Raw genomic sequence first — 20,596 nt, forward strand, 5'->3', positions numbered from 1 at the left:
TCGTCTGGAACGCGATCCCGTCTATCACGCTCACGATCTCCGCGATCTTGCCCGAGCTGGACGAGATCGCCTCCATCGTCCCCACCACCTTCGACACCGCCTCGCCCCCGCGCTGCGCCACCCCCGACGCCGCCTTGGCCAAACCATCGGCCTGCAGCGCGTTGTCCGTGTTCTGGCGCACCGTCCCGGCCAGTTGCTCCATGCTCGCCGCCGTCTCCTGCAACGACGCCGCCTGCTGCTCCGTGCGGCTGCTCAGGTCCGTGTTGCCCATGAAAATCTCCCGCGCCCCAACGTCGATCTCCTGCACCCCCTGCCTCACCTCGCTCACCGTGCGCGTCAGGCTCTCCTGCATCCGGCGCAGCGCCTCGTACAGCACACCTATCTCGTTGCGCGACTTCACCTCCACACGCTGCGTCAGGTCCCCGCCCGCTATACGGTCAAAATGACCCCCCGCCAGCCGCAAGGGCCGCAGCACGACACGCCCCAGGAACACATAGGCCAGCGCGGAAATGATCAGCGCCACCACGATGCCCGCCACCACCAGCTGGACGATCAAGGTGTATTGCTTGGTTTCATGCTCGTGGATCTGCTTGATCTGCGTCTGCTGGAACTTGTTGAACTCGGCGACGGCGTCGTACAGATCGCCCTGCAGGTACTCGCCCGTGCTGTCCTTGAAGGCGTTGTAGCCATCGACATCGTCCTTGATGAGGTAGTCGAACAAAGGCTCGACGCCGCCGTTCATCAACGATGCGTAGGCGTTCTCGACGGAATTGAAGACCCGGTCTTTCTGGCCTTCGGACAATTTGCGGAACTCGGCATAATGTTTTTGCGAGGTGGCGAACTCGGCCTTGGCCTTGTCGACGTATTGAGCCGCCGCATGGTCGGAGTCGCCGGAGGGCTCGGAAAGATCGCCCTCGGTCAGGCCTTTTTGCGCGCGATGCGTCAGGATGGCCTCGACGCCCAGGCCCAGCGCGACCTGCACGTTCTTGAAGTGGTCGATGGACTGCGCCAGCTCGGCGCGGATCTTCTGGTTCTGAACCACGGTCTGGAACGTGTGGCTGTTCGCGCGCAGCGAGAACACGCCCAGCGCCGCGCCCACCAGCAGCATGACAACGAAGAAGGTCAGCACCAGCACCAGGCTGGTACGGACCTTCAAGTCTTTAAACGAGATGAACCTGCTCATGGGTCTTGACTCCTCTTGCTTGTTTCAATCCATGCGCCGCAATTCACGACGCGCGCCTCCGTCCCGGACGCGTTGCACGAATGCCCTGCCTAAACTACCGCTGCCTGTTCGACCAGCGCCATTTCCTGGCTGGTCATGAGGCGCTCGATATCGACCAGGATCAGCATGCGCTCGCCCACGGTGCCGATGCCCGTCAGGTACTCGGTGGAGAACGCCGTGCCGAACTGGGGCGCGGCGCTGACTTCGGAGGGCTTGAGCATGAGGACGTCGGAAACGCCGTCCACCACCACGCCCACGACCCGGGTCTCCAGGTTCAGGATGACGACCACGGTATGCTGGTTGTATTCGACCTTTTCAAGGTTGAACTTGATGCGCATGTCGACGATGGGCACGATGATGCCGCGCAGGTTGGTCACCCCCTTGATGAACGACGGCACATTGGCGATGCGGGTCACGCTTTGGCTGTCGTAGCCGCGGATTTCCTGCACCTTCAGGATGTCGATGCCGTATTCCTGGTTGGCCAGTGTAAAAACCAGGAACTCTCGGCCCGCGTCGTCGACCTGCTGTGCGCCTGCTTGAACTTTATTGAACATTGCTTTCTCCGATAGCTTTAGAAACCGGCCACACCTTCTTTGGTGCGCGTCATGCGCATCAGCGCGAACACATCGACAATCAGGGCGACGCTGCCATCGCCCAATATCGTTGCGGCGGAAATACCCGGGATTTTTCTGTAATTGGATTCCAGATTCTTGACAACCACCTGTTGCTGGCCCACCAGGTGATCGACCAGCAGCGCGAACCGTGTTTCCTCGGCCTGCAGGATGACGGCGATGGAGCGTGTGATGTCGGTTTGCGCCCCATCGACCGAGAACACATTGTGCAAGGCCACCAGCGGCAGGTACTCGCCCCGCACATGCAGGACATGTTCCGTTTCCGAAATGCTGTGCAGTTGCTCGGCCGTGGGTTGCATGGATTCAGTGACATGGGTGAGCGGCAGAATGAAGATTTCCTCGCCCACCTGCACCGACATGCCGTCCAGGATGGCCAGCGTCAGCGGCAGGAGGATGCGGGTGGTCGTACCCTCGCCCGTGCGCGAGGACAACTGGATGTGCCCGCCCATGCTTTGGATGTTCCGGCGCACCACATCCATGCCCACGCCGCGCCCCGAAATGTCGGTGATCTTTTCGGCGGTCGAGAAGCCCGGTGCGAAGATGAGCTGCCACAGCTCGTCGTCCGGCGTGTTTTCGTTGACGGGGAAGCCCTGCTGCAACGCTTTTTTAAGGATGCGCTCGCGGCTCAGGCCCGCGCCGTCGTCGGACACCTCGATGACGATCTGCCCGCCGTTGTGCTGGGCCGATAACACCAGTTGGCCTTCGGGATCCTTGCCCGCCGCTTCGCGCACCTCGGGCAGCTCGATGCCGTGATCCAGGCTGTTGCGCACCAGATGCGTCAGCGGGTCGATGATGCGCTCGATCAGGCTTTTATCCAGTTCGGTGGCCTGGCCGTGCGTCGTGAGCTTGATGCGCTTGCCAAGGCGGGAGGCGTTTTCGCGCACCACGCGCGGAAAGCGGCTGAACACATAATCCATGGGCATCATGCGAATGGACATGACCGATTCCTGCAGGTCGCGCGCATTGCGTTCCAGTTGCTCGATGCCGTTCAACAGGCGGTCGTGCAGCACCGGGTCGAGCGTGGAAGCCGTTTGCACCAGCATGGCCTGTGTAATGACCAGCTCGCCGACCAGGTTGATGATCTGATCGACTTTTTCGACGCCCACCCGGATGGTGCTGGACTCTTTGCCGGATTTTTCCGTTTTCTTCCTGGACGAATCGGAAGCGGAAGACGGCTCGGAGGCCGAGGACGAGGCTGACTCGGAAGATGGGGCGGAGGGGGCGGCAGGAACGGCAGCCTCCTGGACCGGCGGTGCCGCAGGAGCGACGGGCTCGTGGGCAGGCTGGACCGCCCCGGCGCCGGCGGAAGCTCCGGCAGGCGGCGCTTCGGAAACCACACTGACCTGCATGGCATCGACAATGAAGCAGCAAACCGCTTCGAGGTCGGCCGCGCTTGCCGTGGTATCCATCCAGATGCTCAGGGAGTCCGGCGACGATTCGCGATGCAGCACCTGGCCGAGCAAGGCCATTTCGTCGCTCAAGGCCTGCGCGTCTTTCGGGGTAATGCTTTTTATGGTTACACGATACGGCGAGCCGCCCGCAGGAACCGGGACCAGGGCAGCAGCCGGCGCAATTGCCGGCTGGGGCGCCGGCTGCGGTGAGGCGGCCGGAGCCAGCGCCGACGCCGTGCCGGCGGGTATTTCACCGCCCTGCTCCAGCGCCAGCTCGCGCAACTGGGCGCAAATGCGCTGGTAGGCCTGTTCGTCAGGCTGCTCGGAATTACGATAGGCGGCCACTTGCGCGGTCAGGACATCTTTGGTTTCCAGGAATAAATCTATCATGTCCTTTCGCACGCTCATTTCGCCGCGACGCAAGCCGTCGAGCAAGTTCTCGAGAAGATGGGTGGTATCGGCAAGGTGACCAAAGCAGCCGAACGTGCCGGCCCCGCCCTTGATGGAATGGGCGGCGCGAAATATTGCATTGAGCTGATCGCTGTCTGGATGATCGACGTCCACGGCAAGCAGGGTTTGCTCCATATCGGCCAGCAACTCGTCGGCTTCATCGAAAAACGTCTCGTAGAACTGGCTTAAATCGACACCCGCACTCATTATCATTTCCTATAACAACAGCCATTCGGCAGATCAGCCTTCCAGGCGCCCGAAAGCCTCGATGAGCCGCCCGGCAGATGCAGCTACCGGGCTGTGCCTGCCGCGCCGGCCGCCGGAGCTGGAGCCGGAGACGGAGCCAGCCCGGAAACCGCCGGAGCCTCAGAGCCAGCCGCCGCGGTGGCCGATGCGGCGCCCGCGGCATCGCCCACACCCTTGCCTCCGACGTAAATCGGCGGCGGACGGGAAGCCCCGTCCATGATCGCCTTCAGATTGGTCAGGGATTCACTTGTCGCATCCTGCTCGTCGATACGGCGTTCCGCGCGCCGATTCAATACAAGCAGACTGATACGGCGGTTAACGGCAGCGTTGGGATTATCTTTAATCAGGCTGACCGACGACGACAGGCCCAGTACCCTCTTGACCTTGTTTTCCTGCAGCCCCCCCGCCACCAGCTCCCGGCGCGCCGCGTTGGAGCGGTCCGCGGACAGCTCCCAGTTGCTGTATTCGCGCTCGCCCGAGGCGTATTGCATGGCGTCGGTATGGCCGGAAATCGTGATCCTGTTGGGCAATTTGTTGAAAACCGGCCCCAGCTCGCGCAAGATATCGCGCATATAAGGCTGGACCTGGGCGCTGCCCGTGGCGAACATGGGGCGGTTCTGCTGGTCGACGATCTGGATGCGCAGGCCGTCGGGCGTCATGTCCAGCAATAACTGCGGACGAAACTGCTTCAGCACGGGATCGGATTCGATCAGCGCCTCGAGATCGGTCTTCAGGTCCTCCAGCCGGCGCTGGTCGCGCCTATCCTCTTCCTCTTCCTGGGCCGACCGCTGCTTGTGCCTCGATGCGGGGGTCGTTTTACTGGGAATGACAGTGGGCGAGCCGCCCGGAATCACCTTCGAGCTTTCATCCAGTTGGGGGCCGCCCGTAATGGCCGTCATCAACGGCATGCGGAAGAACTCGGCGATGCCCGGCAGGCTTTCCCTGGGGAGGATGGCAATCAGCCACATGACCAGGAAAAAAGCCATCATGGCGGTCATGAAATCGGCGTAGGCGATTTTCCAGGCCCCATGCTGGGTTCCATGAGCCGTGACTTTCTTGCGGCGGATGACAATGCGGTCGGAACTCATTGCGCAATACCGTTACGCTACTTTTTTCGCGGGCGCCTTGGCCTGCCGGACATGGTTCTCCAGCTCGCCGAACGAAGGGCGCACGCTGCTGTAGAGCACCTTGCGCCCGAACTCGATGGCAAGCTGCGGCGGGTAGCCGTTCATGCTGGCCAGCAGCGTAACCTTGATGCATTCCAGTATTTTGGTCGATACGACCGTGCGCCGCTCCATCGCGGAGGACAGCGGCGAAATGAAGCCATACGCCAGCAAGATGCCCAGGAAGGTGCCCACCATGGCCTTGGAGATCAGGTCGGCCAGGATCGCGGGCGGCTTGTCGACCGACGCCAGCGCCTTGATGACGCCCAGCACGGCGGCGACGATGCCGAAGGCGGGCAAGGCGTCCGCCACCACGGCCAGGGCGCGCGAAGGAATATTCTGCTCGTGCTGGTGCGCTTCGATTTCCTGGTCCATGAGCGTCTCGATTTCATAGGGGCTCATGTTGCCGCTTATCATCAGGCGCAGGTAGTCCGTGATGAACACCATCAGGATCGGGTCGCGCAGGATGCGCGGGTACTCGGCGAAGATGGCGCTGTTCTCGGGCTCTTCGATATCGTTCTCGATGGTCATCAGGCCGTCGCGCCTGGCCTTGTTGAGCAGCACGTACAGCAAGGCCATCAGCTCCATGTACACGGCCTTGTCCGTGTACGGGCTGCGCTTGAACACCTGGGGAATGGCTTTGAGCATCAGAGCCACCGACTTCCCGCTGTTCGAGGAAATATAAGCGCCCAGGGCCGCCCCGCCGATCAGCAGGAATTCGAATGGTTGATACAAGGCCCCCATATGCCCGCCCAAGGCAACATAGCTGCCGAATACGGAGAGCAGAACAACCAGATATCCAATCAGAATTAACACAAGCGGGCCCTTAAGAGATACATAGCGGCCTATGATCGCCTGTTTCGGCCATTCTAAAAGCGTCCGTCAACAGGCTTTTTCGAAGCCAAATCAGGGTTCTGAAAAGCCCGCGGACCAAAGGTCCGCGGCATGAAAAAGGCCTGCTGGGCAGGCCTGGCAACGGCGGCGCGGCTTGGGGCGCTACGCCGAGACTTTGTGCGCGCGATGATTGCGCGTCTTGCCCGCCCGGGGAGGCGGACGGCAGATCGCACACACGAAATCGTGATCGGGATCGTGGGCGTGAGCCACGAATCCGCCCTTGCAGCGCACGCAATGCGACAACTGCACCATTCCGCTTTCGAAAAAACGCAGCAGCATCCATGCCCGGGTAAAACTGAGCACCGGCTCGTCGTCTTCGGAACCTTGCTGGCGGCCCGCGCCGGATTGTTCCAGATACAAGCGATAGGCTTCGATCAAGGCCTGCGATTTCTTGGCCGGCGTGTAGCGGTCGAGGTACTGGTAGATGCTGTAGAACATGCTTGAATGGATGTTCGGCAGCCAGGTCATGAACCAGTCGACAGAGAACGGCAGCATGCCTTTCGGGGGCGAGCAGCCCTTGACCTCGCGGTACAGCCGGGCCAGCCGGTCGTAGCTGAGCGTGGTTTCCGCCTGCAATACCTGCAGCCGCGCCCCCAGCTTGATCATGGATGTGGCCAGAAGAATTTCCTCGGCCTCGCGGGCAACACTTTTCGCAGTCATTTTCAGCCCGCTCAAACTGCCGGCACGACAGGCTGCTGCGACAACAGGATGGTGGAATGCGCCTGTTGCAGCACCCCGCCCAGCACATCCTGGGTCAGGGACGAAAGCAGGCTATAGTCGTCGAGACGGAAGCCGCAGATCAGGGAGCTGGAACTGGCCAGCTTGACCAGTTGCGCCGGTGACAGGCCAAGGATGATGTCCGCGACGTCGGACCCAACCCCCAACCGAAACATGCCCGCCGCATAGTTTTCACGCAGCAGTCGCTGTGCCAGCATGAGATAGGACAAATTCACTTCCCTTATGTCATGCAACGCCGAATTTGAATCAACTGACACGAAATTTCCTCTAAAAAAACCAGAACGGTTGTCAATGGAAAAAACCTGCACGAGGCCTGTTTCAGATATGGAAATATATGGTTGATTAATTTACAAAATAAATACATTACCAATACTTGATGTATCTATTGTGACAACGGTTTGTAATAGTAATCTACTCGACAGCTTAAACCAAGCGCCAAAATGTATTGCTTATATCCACACGTCCAAAATACTTTTATAGATCTAAATAAAAAATATTAATATAGATCAATAAGTTAATTCCATTTCCCCAGTGCGACCTTGATATATATCAAGCATAACTTCGATAATGCACAAAATTTGTACATTTTTCAATTTTTGCAACATTACCCTCATTTGGTAACGTGAACAAGTAATTTGTTATATCAACAACACGTTCCAGCCGGCCCCAACAAGGCAAAAAAAGCCTACGTCTCTATGGATTTCAGTGCATTTAGCGCAAAATACAGTTAACTCAATGAGGGAAAATCATTAGCCGCCCTGAAGTCCAATTTGGTAGAAATACGACAAAATCCATACAATAGAAACATATTGACATAAATATCTCGGCCCGCGTTATGCAGGATGGACACCCATGATTGAAATATCGCCCCGATGACTTTTGCGAGAACTGCCGTGCTTCAGTACGCCGCAAAAATTTTCGTCGCCTCTTTTTGGCCGGGCCGGTTCTCCGGCGGAAAAAGCGCCATCGCGGCCCTGATGGGCGCTCTGTTGCTGGCCGGGTGCGCGGGGCCATCCAGCTACCATAGGGGCGAAACCGCCTCCCGGCGCGTCGTCATCGACGCCGGCAAGCGCGGCGACGTGGTCATGACCGCCTTGTCCCTGCTCGACACCCGCTACCGGTATGGCGGCGAAAGTCCGGCCGAAGGCTTCGACTGCAGCGGCCTGGTCGCCTATGTGGTCGATCGCGTCGCCGACGAGCGGCTGCCGCACAACTCGGCCAGCATCGCGCAAACCACCCGCCCCGTCAGCCGTGAAGATCTCAAGGCAGGCGATCTGGTGTTTTTCAACACCCAGCACCAGCCTCACTCGCACGTCGGCATTTACGTGGGCGACGGTCTTTTCGTCAATGCGCCGTCCAGCGGCGGGCGCGTGCGCATCGATGCGCTCGACAGCCGCTATTTCGCCAGGCGTTTCGACGGCGCCGGCACTTTTTTCACCGAATAGAGGGCTTGGCGGGGCAAACTCCGGGCTCTCGCATACCCCTTCCGATGCCCCATCGCCAGGGCCGCACAGCTAACAACCTCACACGGATTTCCACATATGCCGGCGCACGGTGGCTGACGCTCAAGGCGCGTTTGCATACTGTTCGGCCAATGCCAGGAACTCTTCCAGCCTGGGATCCACCCCGGTTTCCTCGCGCATGATGCGCGCCGCCCGCGGCGCAATGCTTGCCGCCATGGCCGCATCCAGAAATAGCGTGCGGCAGCGGCGGGCCAGCGCATCCTCCACCGTGCGCGCATATTCATGGCGCGCAGCGAACCGCAGCATGGCTTCGGTGACACCCGCGCATAGCTCGGCATCGGCGCCCGGCAGCGCGCGCACGGCCTCCTCCTCCGAGCCATAGACATCGTACGCCCTGGCGCCGGCCAGGCTGGCGGCGGCGCGCCGCGCCTCGCCGCCGACCAGCATGAGATTTTCCGTCCGGCAAGGCGGCAGCGAAGGCAACAGGCCGGCCGCCTCGCAACGCGCCAGCACATCCTGGGCCATGGCGCGGTACGTCGTCCATTTGCCGCCCGCCACCGACACCAGGCCCGAGGCGCTGACAAGCACGGTATGTTCGCGATTGACGTGGCTGGTGCCGCCCTCGTCGTGCTTGCCGCCGGGCACGACCAGCGGACGCAAACCGGCCCAGACGCTGGTGACGTCGCTGCGCACGGGCGCCCTCGACAAATAGCGGCCGGCCTCGTTCAAGATGAACTCGACCTCGTCATGACCCGCCACGGGTTCCCGCGCAATGTCCATGCGGGGCGTGTCGGTCGTTCCCAGGACCAGCTTGCCCAGCCACGGCACGGCGAACAAGACGCGGCCGTCGCGCGTGCGGGGAACCAGCAAGGCGCTTTGCGAATCCAGGAACGACGCATCGACAACCAGATGCACACCCTGGCTGGGCATGACCAGATCGCCAGCGGTTTGCCCACGCTGCCGGCTGTCCTGCCGGCGCAGCTCGTCCGTCCAGACTCCCGTGGCGTTCACGACGCAGCGGGCGCGAATGGCGAACGACTCGCCGGTCTCGGCATCGCGGCATTGCAAGCCTGCCGCGCGCCCGTTCTCGTAAAGCAGCCGCTCGGCGCTGCAATAATTGAGCAACACCGCACCAAAGCTTGCCGCCGTGCGGGCCAAGGCCAGCGCCAGGCGCGCGTCGTCGAACTGCCCATCCCAATACCTGGCTGCCCCCTTCAAGCCTTGCGAGCGCACACCGGGCAGGCAACGCAGGGTTTCCTCGGGCGACAACAGTTCGGCGCCGCCGATGCGCGCACGGCCGGCCAGGGCTTCATAGAGCTTCAGGCCCATCGTGTAGAACGGCGCCTCCCAGCATCGATAGCCCGGCACGACGAAGGGCAGCGGCGCGGCCAGGTGCGGCGCGTTGCGCAATATGGCGCGCCGCTCGCGCAGCGCCTCGCGCACCAGGGCGATATTGCCCTGCGCCAGGTAGCGCACGCCGCCATGCGCCAGCTTGGTCGCGCGCGACGAGGTGCCCTTTGCAAAATCCAGCGACTCGACCAGCGCCACCGACAGGCCCCGGGAAGCAGCGTCGAGCGCCACGCCCAGACCCGTGGCCCCGCCGCCGACAATCGCCAGATCGTACGGCCCGCCCTGCAAAAGTTCGGCCAGCAATCGGCTTCTGTCCGTCTTGGCGGGCAACGCCCGGGATGCGGTCATAATCGTTATCCAAAAGGCAATCCGTGCCTGTGGTGTCAGGATACCGCCCGGCGCGGCTTGTTCACAAGACACTGGCGCGGCCATGCCGTCCCGGGTTACGCTCTGCCCCATAACATTTTGCATACCGGCGTCACGACACCATGACTTATCTGCTTGCTCTGGATCAGGGCACGTCCAGCTCCCGCAGCATTATTTTCGACGTCCATGGGCACGTGGTGGAGAGCGAGCAACAGGAATACCGTCAACTCTACCCTCGGCCCGGCTGGGTCGAGCACGATCCCCGGGACATCTGGCACACCCAGCTCGAAACCGCCCGACGGGTAATCGTCAAGGCAAAGCTGCAAGCTTCGGACATCCATGCCCTGGGCCTGACCAATCAGCGCGAAACCACCCTGGTCTGGCATCGGCGCACCGGCCAGCCCATCCACAACGCCATCGTCTGGCAGGATCGGCGCTCCGAGCCCGCTTGCGCGGCGTTGCGCGAGCAAGGCATGGAAGAAGCCATTCTCTCCAAAACAGGCTTGCGCATCGATGCTTATTTCTCGGGAACCAAGCTGCAATGGCTGCTGGACAATGTAGCCGGCGCGCGCGAACTTGCCCGCCAGGGCGAGCTTGCCTTCGGCACCGTGGACAGCTGGCTGATCTGGCAATTGACGCGCGGGCAGGTGCACGCCACCGACGCCAGCAACGCATCGCGCACCATGCTTTTCAATGTGCGCGACAACGACTGGGACGCCGATCTGCTCAAGGCCATGAATATCGAGGCCAGCCTGCTGCCGCGCGTCCTGCCATCCAGCGCCCGCTACGGGTCGACCCACCCCGAACTGCTGGGCCATGCCATACCCATATGCGGGGTCGCCGGCGACCAGCAAAGCGCGCTGTTCGGCCAGGCGTGCTTCGAGGAAGGCATGGCCAAGAATACCTACGGCACGGGCTGCTTCACGCTGATGCATACAGGCAGCCGCTTCCAGACCTCGCAAAACGGCCTCATCACCACCCGCACGGCGCAGGCCGGCGCGCAAGTCGAATACGCCCTGGAAGGCAGCGTGTTCGTCGGCGGGGCCGTCGTGCAATGGATGCGCGACGGGCTGCACGCTTTCGAGCAAAGCCGCGACATCGAAGCCATGGCGCACAGTGTGCCCGACTCGGGCGGCGTGGTGCTGGTGCCGGCCTTCAGCGGCCTGGGCGCCCCCTACTGGCAGCCCGATGCGCGCGGTACCATTACCGGGCTGACCCGGGGCTCGACCATGGCGCACATCGCGCGCGCCGCCCTGGAAAGCATTGCGTTCCAAAGCACCGCCCTATTGCAGGCCATGAACCTGGACGCCGTGGCCGCGGGCGCCGCCGGGCTGGCCCAGGTGCGCGTCGACGGCGGCGCCAGCGCCAACGACCTGCTCATGCAGTTCCAGGCCGACCTGCTGGGCATCCCCATCGTGCGCCCGGCCGTCATCGAAACCACGGCGCTGGGCGCCGCCTGGCTGGCCGGCCTGGGCAGCGGGGTCTATGGCGACCGCCACGAGCTTTCCAGGCTGTGGCGCGCCGACAAGACGTTTACGCCGCAAATCAGCCGCGGCGAAGCCGCCGCGCACATGGAACGCTGGAACCGCGCGGTGGCGCAGACCAGCCTGCCGCACCCTCATCAGGACACGCCATGACATACCGATACTCGAAAATACTCTGCGTGGCCGCCATGGCCTTGTTCGCCACCCTGGTGGCCTTCGGCAACATCACCGACTACGGCACCAATTACGCATTCGTCCACCATGTATTCCTGATGGACAGCATTTTTCCCGATTCAAGCATCCACTACCGCGCCATCGAATCGCCATGGGTACATCACGCGGGATACGTACTCATCATTCTTCTGGAAGCGCTTACCGCCGTGTTCTGCTGGCTGGGCGCCTTCCGGATGCTCCAGGCCATGCGCCTGCCCGCCCGCGCCTTCAACCGCGCCAAGCGCCATGCCGTCATCGGCCTTACACTGGGGTTCCTGACATGGCAGGTGGGCTTCATGTCCATCGGCGGGGAATGGTTCGGCATGTGGATGTCGCCCAAATGGAACGGCGTGCCCAGCGCCTTCCACTTCCTGGCCACCCTGATCCTGGTCTTGATCTATTTGACGCAAAAAGACGGCGAGCTGGATGACTGACACACCAATCGGCACAAACTCGGGCGGCAAGCCGGCGCGCGCGCCGACGAACACCCCCGCGAGCGGCGGCGGATCCAACCTGCAGGCTTCGGCCGCGGCGGCCGGCGCCCCGACCTACGCGCACTGGAACGAGGGCGGCCTCGAACGCCGGGCGCTATGGCATCCGGAAAGCGGCCGCCAGCCGCCCAAACGCATTGTCGTCATCGACGACACCTGTACCGCCGACGCCGCCTTCCGCCTGGCCAGCCAGGGCAGCAGCATGCTGTGGCGCGGCGACTTCCATAACGCCCGGCAGCTTCTGAACGCCGTGGCCCGGCGCATCGACCAGCATCGCCGCAAGCACCTGGCCCGGCATGGCAAGGACAAGGCCGCGCCGGCAACGCCGCAGGAAGCCTTCAACCAGCATCGGCTGGCGCAGTCGCAGCGGGCGAACCTGCTCAACGCCATTCTCATCGAACTGGACGAAGGCTTCGGCATCGGCCTGCACCGCGCGCCCGACGTCAGGCAAGCCTGCCAGGCGGCCCTGGGCCTGGTCGGCGAGCCGCTGCTGCTGCCGCTGCGCGCCTTGCAGGGCATGGTGGGCTCTTTCGAATGGCGCAACAAAGGTGTTGCCGTTCCCGCCCTGCCCGAGCGCATCCACGTCCATTACGGCGTGTTTTCGCCCTTGCGCGGCGAATACATCGACCTGGTGGCCCGGGCGCCGCTGCCGGCCACCGGCGTGGCCGTGGACATCGGAACCGGCAGCGGCGTGCTGGCCGCCGTGCTGGCCGCGCGCGGCATCGCCAAGGTCGTCGCCACCGACATGGACGAGCGGGCCCTGGCCTGCGCGCGGGAAAACATCGCCCGGCTGGGCCTGGAATCGCGCATCGACATCGTGCGGGCCGATTTGTTTCCACCGGGACGCTATGGACTGATCGTCTGCAACCCGCCCTGGCTGCCGGCCCGCCCCACCTCCAGCCTGGAACACGCCATCTACGATCCGGACAGCGCCATGCTCAAGGGCTACCTGAACGGGCTTGCCGCGCATCTGGCCGATCAAGGCGAAGGCTGGCTGATCATGTCCGACCTGGCCGAACACCTGGGACTGCGCCCCGCGGGCTTCCTGGAAGAAGCCATCCACAATGCCGGCCTGCGCGTGCTGGGCCAGCTTGCCGCCAGGCCCCGGCATGCCAAGGCCTTCGATGCCTCCGATCCGCTGCACGAAGCGCGCAGCGCGGAAATCACGTCGCTTTGGCGGCTGGGAATTCTCTGATAAATCGCCGTACTGCCATTACACTAGGGGCTCTCTGGCTGAACGCAAGGCGCCCATATGCTGCAAAAAATCATACTGCCCATCATCGTATTCCTGGTCGTGCTGGCGGCGCTGACCTTCGGCGAGTCCATCGGCCATGAAATGCTGCAATGGCTTTCATACCTCACAGGCATCGCCATCCACAATTTCTCGGACGTGTACTACACCCTGCGCTACTACGCCTCCGCGCATATGTGGAAAATCATCGTCGCCCTGGTCATTACCGTGCCCATCAGCCTCTGGCTCATCCGCAACAAAGGCCGGGACCTGGTCAGGCACACCAGCCAGCGCAAGATCGCCATCGTGCTCGCCCTTTTCCTTGGCTGGCTGGGCGCCCATCGTTTCTACCTGGGCCAGATAGGCTGGGGCGTCGTGTACCTGGTGCTGTTCTATGTGTTCACGCCGCTGGTGGTGGTGCTGAGCCTGATCGACGTCGTGCGCTATTTGTTCATGTCCGACGAGGAATTCCCGCCCGCAAAAGTCTAGGGCTGCTAAAGGTGCAAAGCGCTTGGCAAGGCCCGGCGCGCGCAGCCAGGCCCAGGGCACCCTTGCCGGCCGCCGCCGGCAAGCCACCAACGAATACCCGCGCGGACATAGGCAGCGGCGCCTCGATCGGTTACATTACCGCCATCCCGGCAAACACGCGGCCGATCAGCCCGAACGCCGCCCGCGCGCCGGCAAGAACGATTTCAAGGCGAACCATATGGTCATGATGCTTCCTTTTCTTACCGCCGCCATCGCCCTGTGGCTTGCCCTGATGGGCAAGCGCGGCGCATGCCTGTGGCTGTGGCTATTGACCCTGATCATTTTCGCGGTCTGGTGCCACCAGCACATGACCGGCACATTGCCCATCTCGCTATAACCCGCCATGGCAAATTACTCTACCTTCCAGGGCCACCCCCTTTCGCGCCCCCTCAATTGCCTGGCCCTGGCCGGGCTGTGCGGCGTGCTGCTGTTCGCCTTCGCCTGGCAAATACACTTCAACGAGCCGCCCTGCCCCTTGTGCCTGCTGCAGCGCGCGGCCTTCGCCATGGCCGGCGTGGGCCTGCTGCTTAACATACGGTTCGGCGCCTCGCCCATGCATTACGGCATCACCATCATTTCGGCCCTGGGCGGCCTGTTCGCGGCCGGCCGCCAGGTCCTGCTGCACATCGCGCCGGGCGACGCGGGCTTCGGCGGCCCGTTCCTGGGACTGCACTTTTACACCTGGGCATTCATCGCGTTTGCCGCGCTCATCGTGTTTTGCGGCGTGGTGCTGACCTTCGAGCGTTTTACCCAGCACTATGCGCCGCTGCCGCGCGCCGGCTTTGCGGCCGCCCTCGTCATGTGGCTGTTTCTGCTGCTGACGGCCGCCAACGCGCTGTCGACAACCCTTGAATGCGGCTTCGGCCCCTGCCCCGACGACCCCACCGGATACCTGTGGCTGTCGCCGGGCCCCGGAACAAAATAATCGCGGCCATGTGAATCGCATTACAATACAAGTCACATCGCCACATTGTCATGCCCATGGAAACCAAGACTGCCCGCCTTACCGTTCTGATCGATCCCTACAAGAAAAAAGCATTCGAACAGCTCTGCGCCAGCCAGGACATCACCCCCTCGCAGGTCGTGCGGCAGCTTATCCGCAACTACCTTGCCGAGCACGGCGTCACCTATGGCAGGCCGGCAACCCCGGCCGCGTCAAAAACCCGCGGCGCCAAATAAACGGTCAAACAACCGGCAACACAAGGCTGGAATAGGCGAAGAACCAGCAGGACGGACGCCGCGATGCCCTCGGCCGGCCGGCCCGGCCCGCTGCCGAAGGGCTTCCGCCTCATCCGTGTTCGTAGCCGGTTTCCTCGCGGGCGCGCTCCAAGGCCTGGGTAAACGAAAGCGTCAGGTTGTCGTGCCCCAGCTTTTCGATCAGCCCCATTCTGCCCAGCTTGCGGTGCACCCTGCCGTTGGCCTCGGTAATCATGACCCGTATGCCGCGCCGCTGCATGCCCTGCACGGCGTCTTCCAGCACCTGCAGGCCTGTTGCGTCGATGAACGGCACGCGGCCCAGCCGTATGACGACAACCCTGGGCTCGTGATGCACAGCCGGCAAAGCCGCCTGAAAAGCCCCGATCGCCCCGTAGAACAAGGGGCCGTCCACCGCATATACGTACACCTCGTCGGGTAGCCCCTGAAAGCCGTCGTACGCGAACTCTTTGCGCAGCATGGCATCGGTCTGGCGATTGACTTCGACGCTGCCGGCCATGCGGCGCAGGAAGAACAACATGGCCAGCACGACTCCGATATTGACGGCCACGACCAGATCGGCAAACACTGTAAGCCCGAAAGTGACCAGCAGGATCGCCACGTCCGCGCGCGGCGCGCGCCGAACCATGCGCACGAAATGCCTGGCTTCGCTCATGTTCCAGGCCACCACGAACAAAATGGCGGCCAGCACGGCCAGCGGTACATTGCCGGCATAGGGCGCCAGGAACAGCACGATCAGCACCAGGGTCAAGCTGTGCACGATGCCCGCCAGCGGGCTGTTGCCGCCGTTGCGGATATTGGTGGCGGTGCGCGCGATGGCGCCGGTCGCGGCAATGCCGCCGAACAACGGCGACACGACATTGGCCAGGCCCTGGCCCACCAATTCCTGGTTGGAATCATGGCGCGTGCCCGCCATGCCGTCGGCCACCACCGCCGACAGCAAGGATTCGATGGCGCCCAGCATGGCGATGGCAAACGCCGGCCCGATGAGCTCCACCACCCGCCCCATGGAAACCTCGGGCCATTGCAGGCTGGGCAGGCTGCGGGGAATGCCGCCGAAGGTGCTGCCTATGGTCGCCACGCCTTCGAAGTGAAACATCGACTGCAGCGCGGTGGCCACCACCAGCGCCACCAGCGGGCCCGGCACGCGGCTCATGCGCGGCAGGCGCGACGAAAACACCACCAGCAGCAAGGACAGCACAGCCAGCGCCGTCGTATTCCATTGCAGATGGGGCAGCGCCTGCAGCAAATGCCAGAATTTTTGATGGAAGTGCTCGCCCGTGACGGGAGGCAGGCCGAAGAAATCCTTCCATTGCCCCACCCAGATGATGACGCCTATGCCCGAGGTGAAGCCGATGATGACCGGCCTGGGAATGAACTTGATGACCGCGCCCAGGCGGGTAAGGCCAAACAGCACCAGGATGATGCCCGCCATGAAGGTGGCGATCTGCAGGCCGTCGACACCGTGGTGCTCGACGATGCCCGACAAAATGACGATGAATGCTCCGGTGGGGCCGGCGATTTGCACGCGGCTGCCGCCGAACGCCGAGACCATGAGGCCTGCCACGATAGCCGTGTACAACCCCTGCTCCGGCTTGACGCCCGAGGCGATGGCGAACGCCATGGCCAGCGGCAGGGCCACCACGCCGACGATCACGCCGGCCACGATATTGCGCATCCAGTTATCGGGGCGCAACAACCCGGCCCGGCATGCCTCAAGCAACGCAAACATAAAAATATAAGTCCGCAAATGACCGCGGCGCAGCGCCGCAAGGGATCAGGCTAATTGAAAACTCATTGAATAATCATATGATTCACATATTATTATAATACAAGGCTCATGACCCAAACGTTGCGTGCGCGCCGCGAAAAAAAACTACAATATCGGCTGCTTCATTCACTCCCCCGAGACCAACGTGAGAAAAGTTGTACGCGGCAAACTGCATGGCATTCGTGTAACCGGTGCCGACCTCGATTACCATGGCTCCATTACGCTCGACCCCGACCATTGCGAAGCGGCCGGCATCCTGCCCATGGAATTCGTCGACATCTGGAACAAGAACTCGGGCGCGCGCATCAGCACCTACGTCATCTACGGCGAGCGCGGCTCGCGCTGCTGCATCCTGAACGGCGCGGCGGCCCGCACCTGCCAGCGCGGCGACGAAGTCATCATCTGCAATTCCGTCTACGTGACCGAACACGAAATCGAAGAAATCAAGCCGGTCATTCTTACGTTCCATGCCGACAACTCCGTCGACGAGCGCCTGGGCTACGACGTATCGCGCGACGAACAAGGCCGGCTGGCCTTCAGCATCATCAAGTTCGATTAATCATCCAGGCAATTCATCTCCCTGGACGACGTTCTGCGGCAGCATCAACCACAGCTCGCCAAAACCGGTACAATCGCGACTGCTGGCGCACGCTTCGCAGTATGCGGCCTGCCTGGCTCGTGCATTTCCTATCCGGATGCACGGGTTTACGGGGCAAGCCGCTTGAAGCAACGCCTTCGAATTACCAAGCGCACTAGGGGTGTCGCGTTGTTTCGCGGCTGAGACAGTCCCTTTGAACCTGTGAGATCATCCTCGCGCAGGAAAGCGGCGTACGCAAGAACCGGACAGGGCTTTCGCATCACTCCCCTTCGTCCCGGCCCGCTTGCACTTGTCGTGTCCTGCCATTTTCGTACGGCAAATCATCATGGCAAGTCCCTTACCCTCCATCACCAACCAAGCCCTCACCCCCGTGCCGGCTTCAGGGCGAGTCTTCGGGTGGACCGAGCACGCCTCGCTGTGGTTCAGCCTGGGCGTGGGCCTGCTGGTCATGCAAATCGGCGCCTACCTGGTGCCCTCGGTGGGAACCCGCGACGCCGTGCTCGCGGTCGTTGCCGGATCGCTCATCGGTTCAGGCCTGCTGGCCTGGGTGGCGCGCACGGGATGCCATAGCGGCCTGTCCAGCGCGGGGCTCATTCATTCGACCTACGGCAGCGTTTTCGCGCGGCTGCCGGTATTCCTGAACATTGTCCAGCTTCTGGGCTGGACCACTTTCGAGCTGGTCATCATGCGGGACGGCACCTCGGCCATCCTGCATCGCGCCTTCGGTTTCGAAATCGGCAACCTGACCGGGCTGATCCTCAGCACGCTGTTCTGGGGCGCCGTGCTGATGGCGCTGCTGGCCGGCTCCATGATTACGCTGGTACGCCGTTTCGTCAGCCGCTTCGGGCTGCCGCTGGTCGTGCTTTCCCTGTTGTGGCTCAGCTGGCAGTTCCTGGGACAGGTTCATACCCAGGGCCTGTCCGCCATCTGGAGCCGTCCCGGCAACGGCAGCATGAGCATGTTCACGGCGCTGGATCTGGTCATCGCCATGCCGGTGTCGTGGCTGCCGCTGGTGGCCGATTACGCGCGACATGGACGCAGCGGGCGCGGCGCTCTGGGCGGCACCTGGCTCGGCTACACCGTGGCCAATATCTGGTGCTATGGCCTGGGGGTCATCGTGGCCAGCGTGTCCGAACCCGGCATCGACCTGGTGGGCGCATTGCTGCTGGCGCAAGGCGGTCTGGTGGCGCTGGGCCTGATCCTGATCGACGAGCTGGACAACGCCTACGGTGACATCTATTCGGGTTCGGTTTCGGCGCACAGCATCAAGCCGGGCTGGAGCATCCGCCGCTGGGGCCTGGCGCTGGCCATCGCCAGCACGGCGCTGGCGATGGTATTGCCCATGCACAGTCTCGAACCCTTCCTGCTGGCGTTGAGCTCGGTGTTCGTGCCGCTGTACGGCGTTATATTGGGACGCCTGGGCTTCGGCCAGGCCGCTTCCATGCCGCAGGCCCGCAAAATAAGTGTCAGCGCGGCGCTGGTTTGGCTGGCCGGCATCGCGCTGTACCACGGCCTTGCCCAATGGGCGCCCGATCTGGGCTCGGCCCTGCCGACGCTGGCATTTACCTTCGTGCTGGCCGTTGCGACCCGCCCGCGTCAAACGGCTGCCAGCCCGGCGGCAACGGCTCTGTAATGCCGAAGCCCTGGCAACCAGTGCGAGGCTAGTGAGTTTTTGGCTAATTCGCCTACTTGACTTCGGCGCCTGAACTGCCCATGCGGCGTTGCCCACCCCCGGGATAGCGGCGGCTATCCGGCAAACCCGCCGGCTTCCAGGAACGCCTGTTCCTCGGCCGTGGTTTCCCGCCCCATAGCCTCGTTCCGGTGCGGAAAACGCCCGAAGCGCCGAATGATGTCGTAGTGCTCTTCGGCCCATTTCAGGTTGTCGCGCGCATGCGCCCTGTATAACTCCACCGAGTATTCCTGGTCGGCCAGCACTTCGGAATGCATGAACGGCAAATACACGAACGGCCTGAGCGTATCGTCGATTTGCTCGATTTGCCCGGAGCCGATGATGCCCCGCGCATAGTGGCGGGCCAGGCTGTCGGTGGCGAACATATGCGCCGAGCCGCGAAAGCAATTGCGCGGAAACTGATCCAGCAGCAGCACCAGGGCCAGCCCGCCGTGCGGATCGTCGCGCCAGCCGTCTTTTTCCCGGCGGGCCACGGCAAAATGCAGATCCGTAAAACGCCGGCGGAACTCGGCGTCGAATTCGTCGTTCTTGGCAAACCACATTTTCGGCCCCGCATCACGCCAGAACTGCACGACGGCGGCGGCTTCCGGATGCTTGTTCAAAGCGGAAAACGACGTTCCTTCCATATCTGTATCCATGAGTGTGAAATCGTTGATGGCGTGCGTTGCATCCGGCTGCGCAACAGCCTGGCCCCGCGTCATTTTCCGTCCACTATATAACAATCTTTTCTTTCCGCACCTGCGCCGCGAAGACCTTAAATAAAATCGCCCGGAATCCTGAGATTCCGGGCGATTGCCGCGGGAGGCGGCCGGCTAGCCTTCAATGCCAAGCCTGCCGGCCCCGGTCACACCTGGCGGGCAAGGCCCGCCCGGCGCACACCGGCGTCAGGTGCTACGCCTTAGAAGCGCGTCTTGACATACAGCATGCCCGCATGGTCGGTGTTGCCGTCGCCGAACTGGCCGCTGTAGCTCAGCCCCATCGAGGTCAGCCGGCCCACGCTGGCCTCCAGCCCCGCATCCACCACCGCCGCGTTGCGCGCAATCGGCGCCCCCGCCACCCGGAACGTCGCCCCGCTACCCTGGATGAACGCCAGCTTGCGATCCGGCGTCGTGTCCCCCGACGCATGCCGCCAGCCCAGCCCCCCGAACACCGTCACCGACTTGTCCGCCCCCCACGCCAACTGCGTCTTGCCCCGCAGCCCCAGCGTGAACGTCGTCACCGAGTCGGTCTGGCTATTGCCGCTCAAGGCCGCCGCCCCGCCCGACTCGCTAAAGCCCTGCGTGTGCTGATTCAGCCACGCCAGCCCCGCGTACGGCTCGAGCACGCTGTGCGCCCCCACCGGCAGCGCATACCCCAGCTCCGTGAACACCTGCGTGGCATTGCCGTTGTAGTCGGCCCGCAGCGTCTGATTGCCGCCCACCGTCACCGTGCGCCGGCTGTCCACCTTGTTCCAGGTGTAG

21 protein-coding genes are annotated in these 20,596 nt (G+C 62.8%); 10 read left to right on the forward strand and 11 right to left on the reverse strand.

The features are described 5' to 3' along the window. The 7 genes from VNT00_RS10355 to flhD form a co-directional block, all read right to left on the reverse strand. The coding region (locus tag VNT00_RS10355) for a Tar ligand binding domain-containing protein (RefSeq protein ID WP_325587141.1) at positions 1-1,183 on the reverse strand (1,183 nt) is incomplete at its 3' end. A gap of 89 nt (positions 1,184-1,272) precedes the next feature. After that, positions 1,273-1,776 carry a chemotaxis protein CheW gene (locus tag VNT00_RS10360; protein ID WP_325587143.1) on the reverse strand — a complete coding sequence of 168 codons (504 nt, stop codon included), beginning with the start codon at positions 1,774-1,776 and terminating at the stop codon, positions 1,273-1,275. 17 nt (positions 1,777-1,793) lie between these two features. Then, positions 1,794-3,902 carry a chemotaxis protein CheA gene (gene cheA / locus VNT00_RS10365; protein ID WP_325587145.1) on the reverse strand — a complete coding sequence of 703 codons (2,109 nt, stop codon included), beginning with the start codon at positions 3,900-3,902 and terminating at the stop codon, positions 1,794-1,796. 83 nt (positions 3,903-3,985) lie between these two features. Continuing rightward, positions 3,986-5,029 (reverse strand): flagellar motor protein MotB, encoded by a 1,044-nt coding sequence (motB, locus tag VNT00_RS10370; protein WP_325587147.1) that lies wholly within the window; start codon positions 5,027-5,029, stop codon positions 3,986-3,988. A 12-nt stretch (positions 5,030-5,041) separates the two neighbouring features. Continuing rightward, positions 5,042-5,920 (reverse strand): flagellar motor stator protein MotA, encoded by an 879-nt coding sequence (gene motA, locus VNT00_RS10375; protein ID WP_325587149.1) that lies wholly within the window; start codon positions 5,918-5,920, stop codon positions 5,042-5,044. 180 nt (positions 5,921-6,100) lie between these two features. Next, positions 6,101-6,658: a flagellar transcriptional regulator FlhC gene (gene flhC / locus VNT00_RS10380; RefSeq protein WP_325587151.1), complete on the reverse strand. Its 558-nt coding sequence runs from the start codon at positions 6,656-6,658 to the stop codon at positions 6,101-6,103. 11 nt (positions 6,659-6,669) lie between these two features. Further along, a complete protein-coding gene (gene flhD, locus VNT00_RS10385) occupies positions 6,670-6,993 on the reverse strand; it encodes a flagellar transcriptional regulator FlhD (protein WP_325587153.1) in 324 nt (107 codons plus the stop codon). Between the two features lie 720 nt (positions 6,994-7,713). Here flhD and VNT00_RS10390 point away from each other — a divergent pair. After that, positions 7,714-8,181: a C40 family peptidase gene (locus VNT00_RS10390; protein ID WP_325587157.1), complete on the forward strand. Its 468-nt coding sequence runs from the start codon at positions 7,714-7,716 to the stop codon at positions 8,179-8,181. Between the two features lie 120 nt (positions 8,182-8,301). On the opposite strand, the gene VNT00_RS10395 is transcribed toward VNT00_RS10390, so the two are convergent. After that, positions 8,302-9,897 (reverse strand): glycerol-3-phosphate dehydrogenase/oxidase, encoded by a 1,596-nt coding sequence (locus VNT00_RS10395; RefSeq protein WP_325587159.1) that lies wholly within the window; start codon positions 9,895-9,897, stop codon positions 8,302-8,304. Positions 9,898-10,037: 140 nt separating this feature from the next. On the opposite strand from VNT00_RS10395, the gene glpK reads away from it, so the two are divergent. The 7 genes from glpK to VNT00_RS10430 are packed head-to-tail and all read left to right on the forward strand — an operon-like array spanning position 10,038 to position 15,041. Then, entirely contained in the window at positions 10,038-11,552 is a 1,515-nt protein-coding gene (gene glpK / locus VNT00_RS10400; protein ID WP_325587161.1) for a glycerol kinase GlpK, read from the forward strand. Beyond that, positions 11,549-12,046 (forward strand): DUF2165 family protein, encoded by a 498-nt coding sequence (locus VNT00_RS10405; protein ID WP_325587163.1) that lies wholly within the window; start codon positions 11,549-11,551, stop codon positions 12,044-12,046. The genes glpK and VNT00_RS10405 overlap by 4 nt, the downstream gene beginning before the upstream one ends. Beyond that, positions 12,039-13,298, forward strand: coding sequence for a class I SAM-dependent methyltransferase (locus VNT00_RS10410; RefSeq protein WP_325587165.1), 1,260 nt, complete (start codon positions 12,039-12,041; stop codon positions 13,296-13,298). The genes VNT00_RS10405 and VNT00_RS10410 overlap by 8 nt, the downstream gene beginning before the upstream one ends. 57 nt (positions 13,299-13,355) lie before the next feature. Then, on the forward strand, positions 13,356-13,823 hold the full coding sequence (locus VNT00_RS10415; RefSeq protein WP_325587167.1) for a TM2 domain-containing protein: 468 nt from the start codon (positions 13,356-13,358) through the stop codon (positions 13,821-13,823). Between the two features lie 22 nt (positions 13,824-13,845). Next, complete coding sequence (locus VNT00_RS10420; protein ID WP_325587169.1) at positions 13,846-14,199, forward strand: DUF5993 family protein; 354 nt, start codon at positions 13,846-13,848, stop codon at positions 14,197-14,199. A gap of 6 nt (positions 14,200-14,205) precedes the next feature. After that, a complete protein-coding gene (locus tag VNT00_RS10425; protein WP_325587171.1) occupies positions 14,206-14,787 on the forward strand; it encodes a disulfide bond formation protein B in 582 nt (193 codons plus the stop codon). A 56-nt stretch (positions 14,788-14,843) separates the two neighbouring features. After that, entirely contained in the window at positions 14,844-15,041 is a 198-nt protein-coding gene (locus VNT00_RS10430; protein WP_325587173.1) for a CopG family transcriptional regulator, read from the forward strand. A gap of 109 nt (positions 15,042-15,150) precedes the next feature. Here VNT00_RS10430 and VNT00_RS10435 read toward each other — a convergent pair whose 3' ends face one another. Continuing rightward, complete coding sequence (locus VNT00_RS10435) at positions 15,151-16,809, reverse strand: SulP family inorganic anion transporter (RefSeq protein WP_325587175.1); 1,659 nt, start codon at positions 16,807-16,809, stop codon at positions 15,151-15,153. Positions 16,810-16,993: 184 nt separating this feature from the next. Between VNT00_RS10435 and panD the strand changes: the two genes are divergently transcribed. Beyond that, positions 16,994-17,407: an aspartate 1-decarboxylase gene (gene panD, locus VNT00_RS10440; protein ID WP_325587177.1), complete on the forward strand. Its 414-nt coding sequence runs from the start codon at positions 16,994-16,996 to the stop codon at positions 17,405-17,407. A 364-nt stretch (positions 17,408-17,771) separates the two neighbouring features. Continuing rightward, positions 17,772-19,079, forward strand: a complete 1,308-nt coding sequence (locus VNT00_RS10445) for a purine-cytosine permease family protein (RefSeq protein WP_325587179.1) — start codon at positions 17,772-17,774, stop codon at positions 19,077-19,079. 113 nt (positions 19,080-19,192) lie between these two features. On the opposite strand, the gene VNT00_RS10450 is transcribed toward VNT00_RS10445, so the two are convergent. Continuing rightward, on the reverse strand, positions 19,193-19,762 hold the full coding sequence (locus tag VNT00_RS10450; protein ID WP_325587180.1) for a DUF924 family protein: 570 nt from the start codon (positions 19,760-19,762) through the stop codon (positions 19,193-19,195). A 272-nt stretch (positions 19,763-20,034) separates the two neighbouring features. After that, a partial coding sequence (locus VNT00_RS10455; protein ID WP_325587181.1) for an autotransporter outer membrane beta-barrel domain-containing protein occupies positions 20,035-20,596 on the reverse strand: 562 nt, incomplete at its 5' end.

It is taken from the genome of Eoetvoesiella sp., assembly GCF_035555955.1.
GTDB lineage: Bacteria > Pseudomonadota > Gammaproteobacteria > Burkholderiales > Burkholderiaceae_B > Eoetvoesia.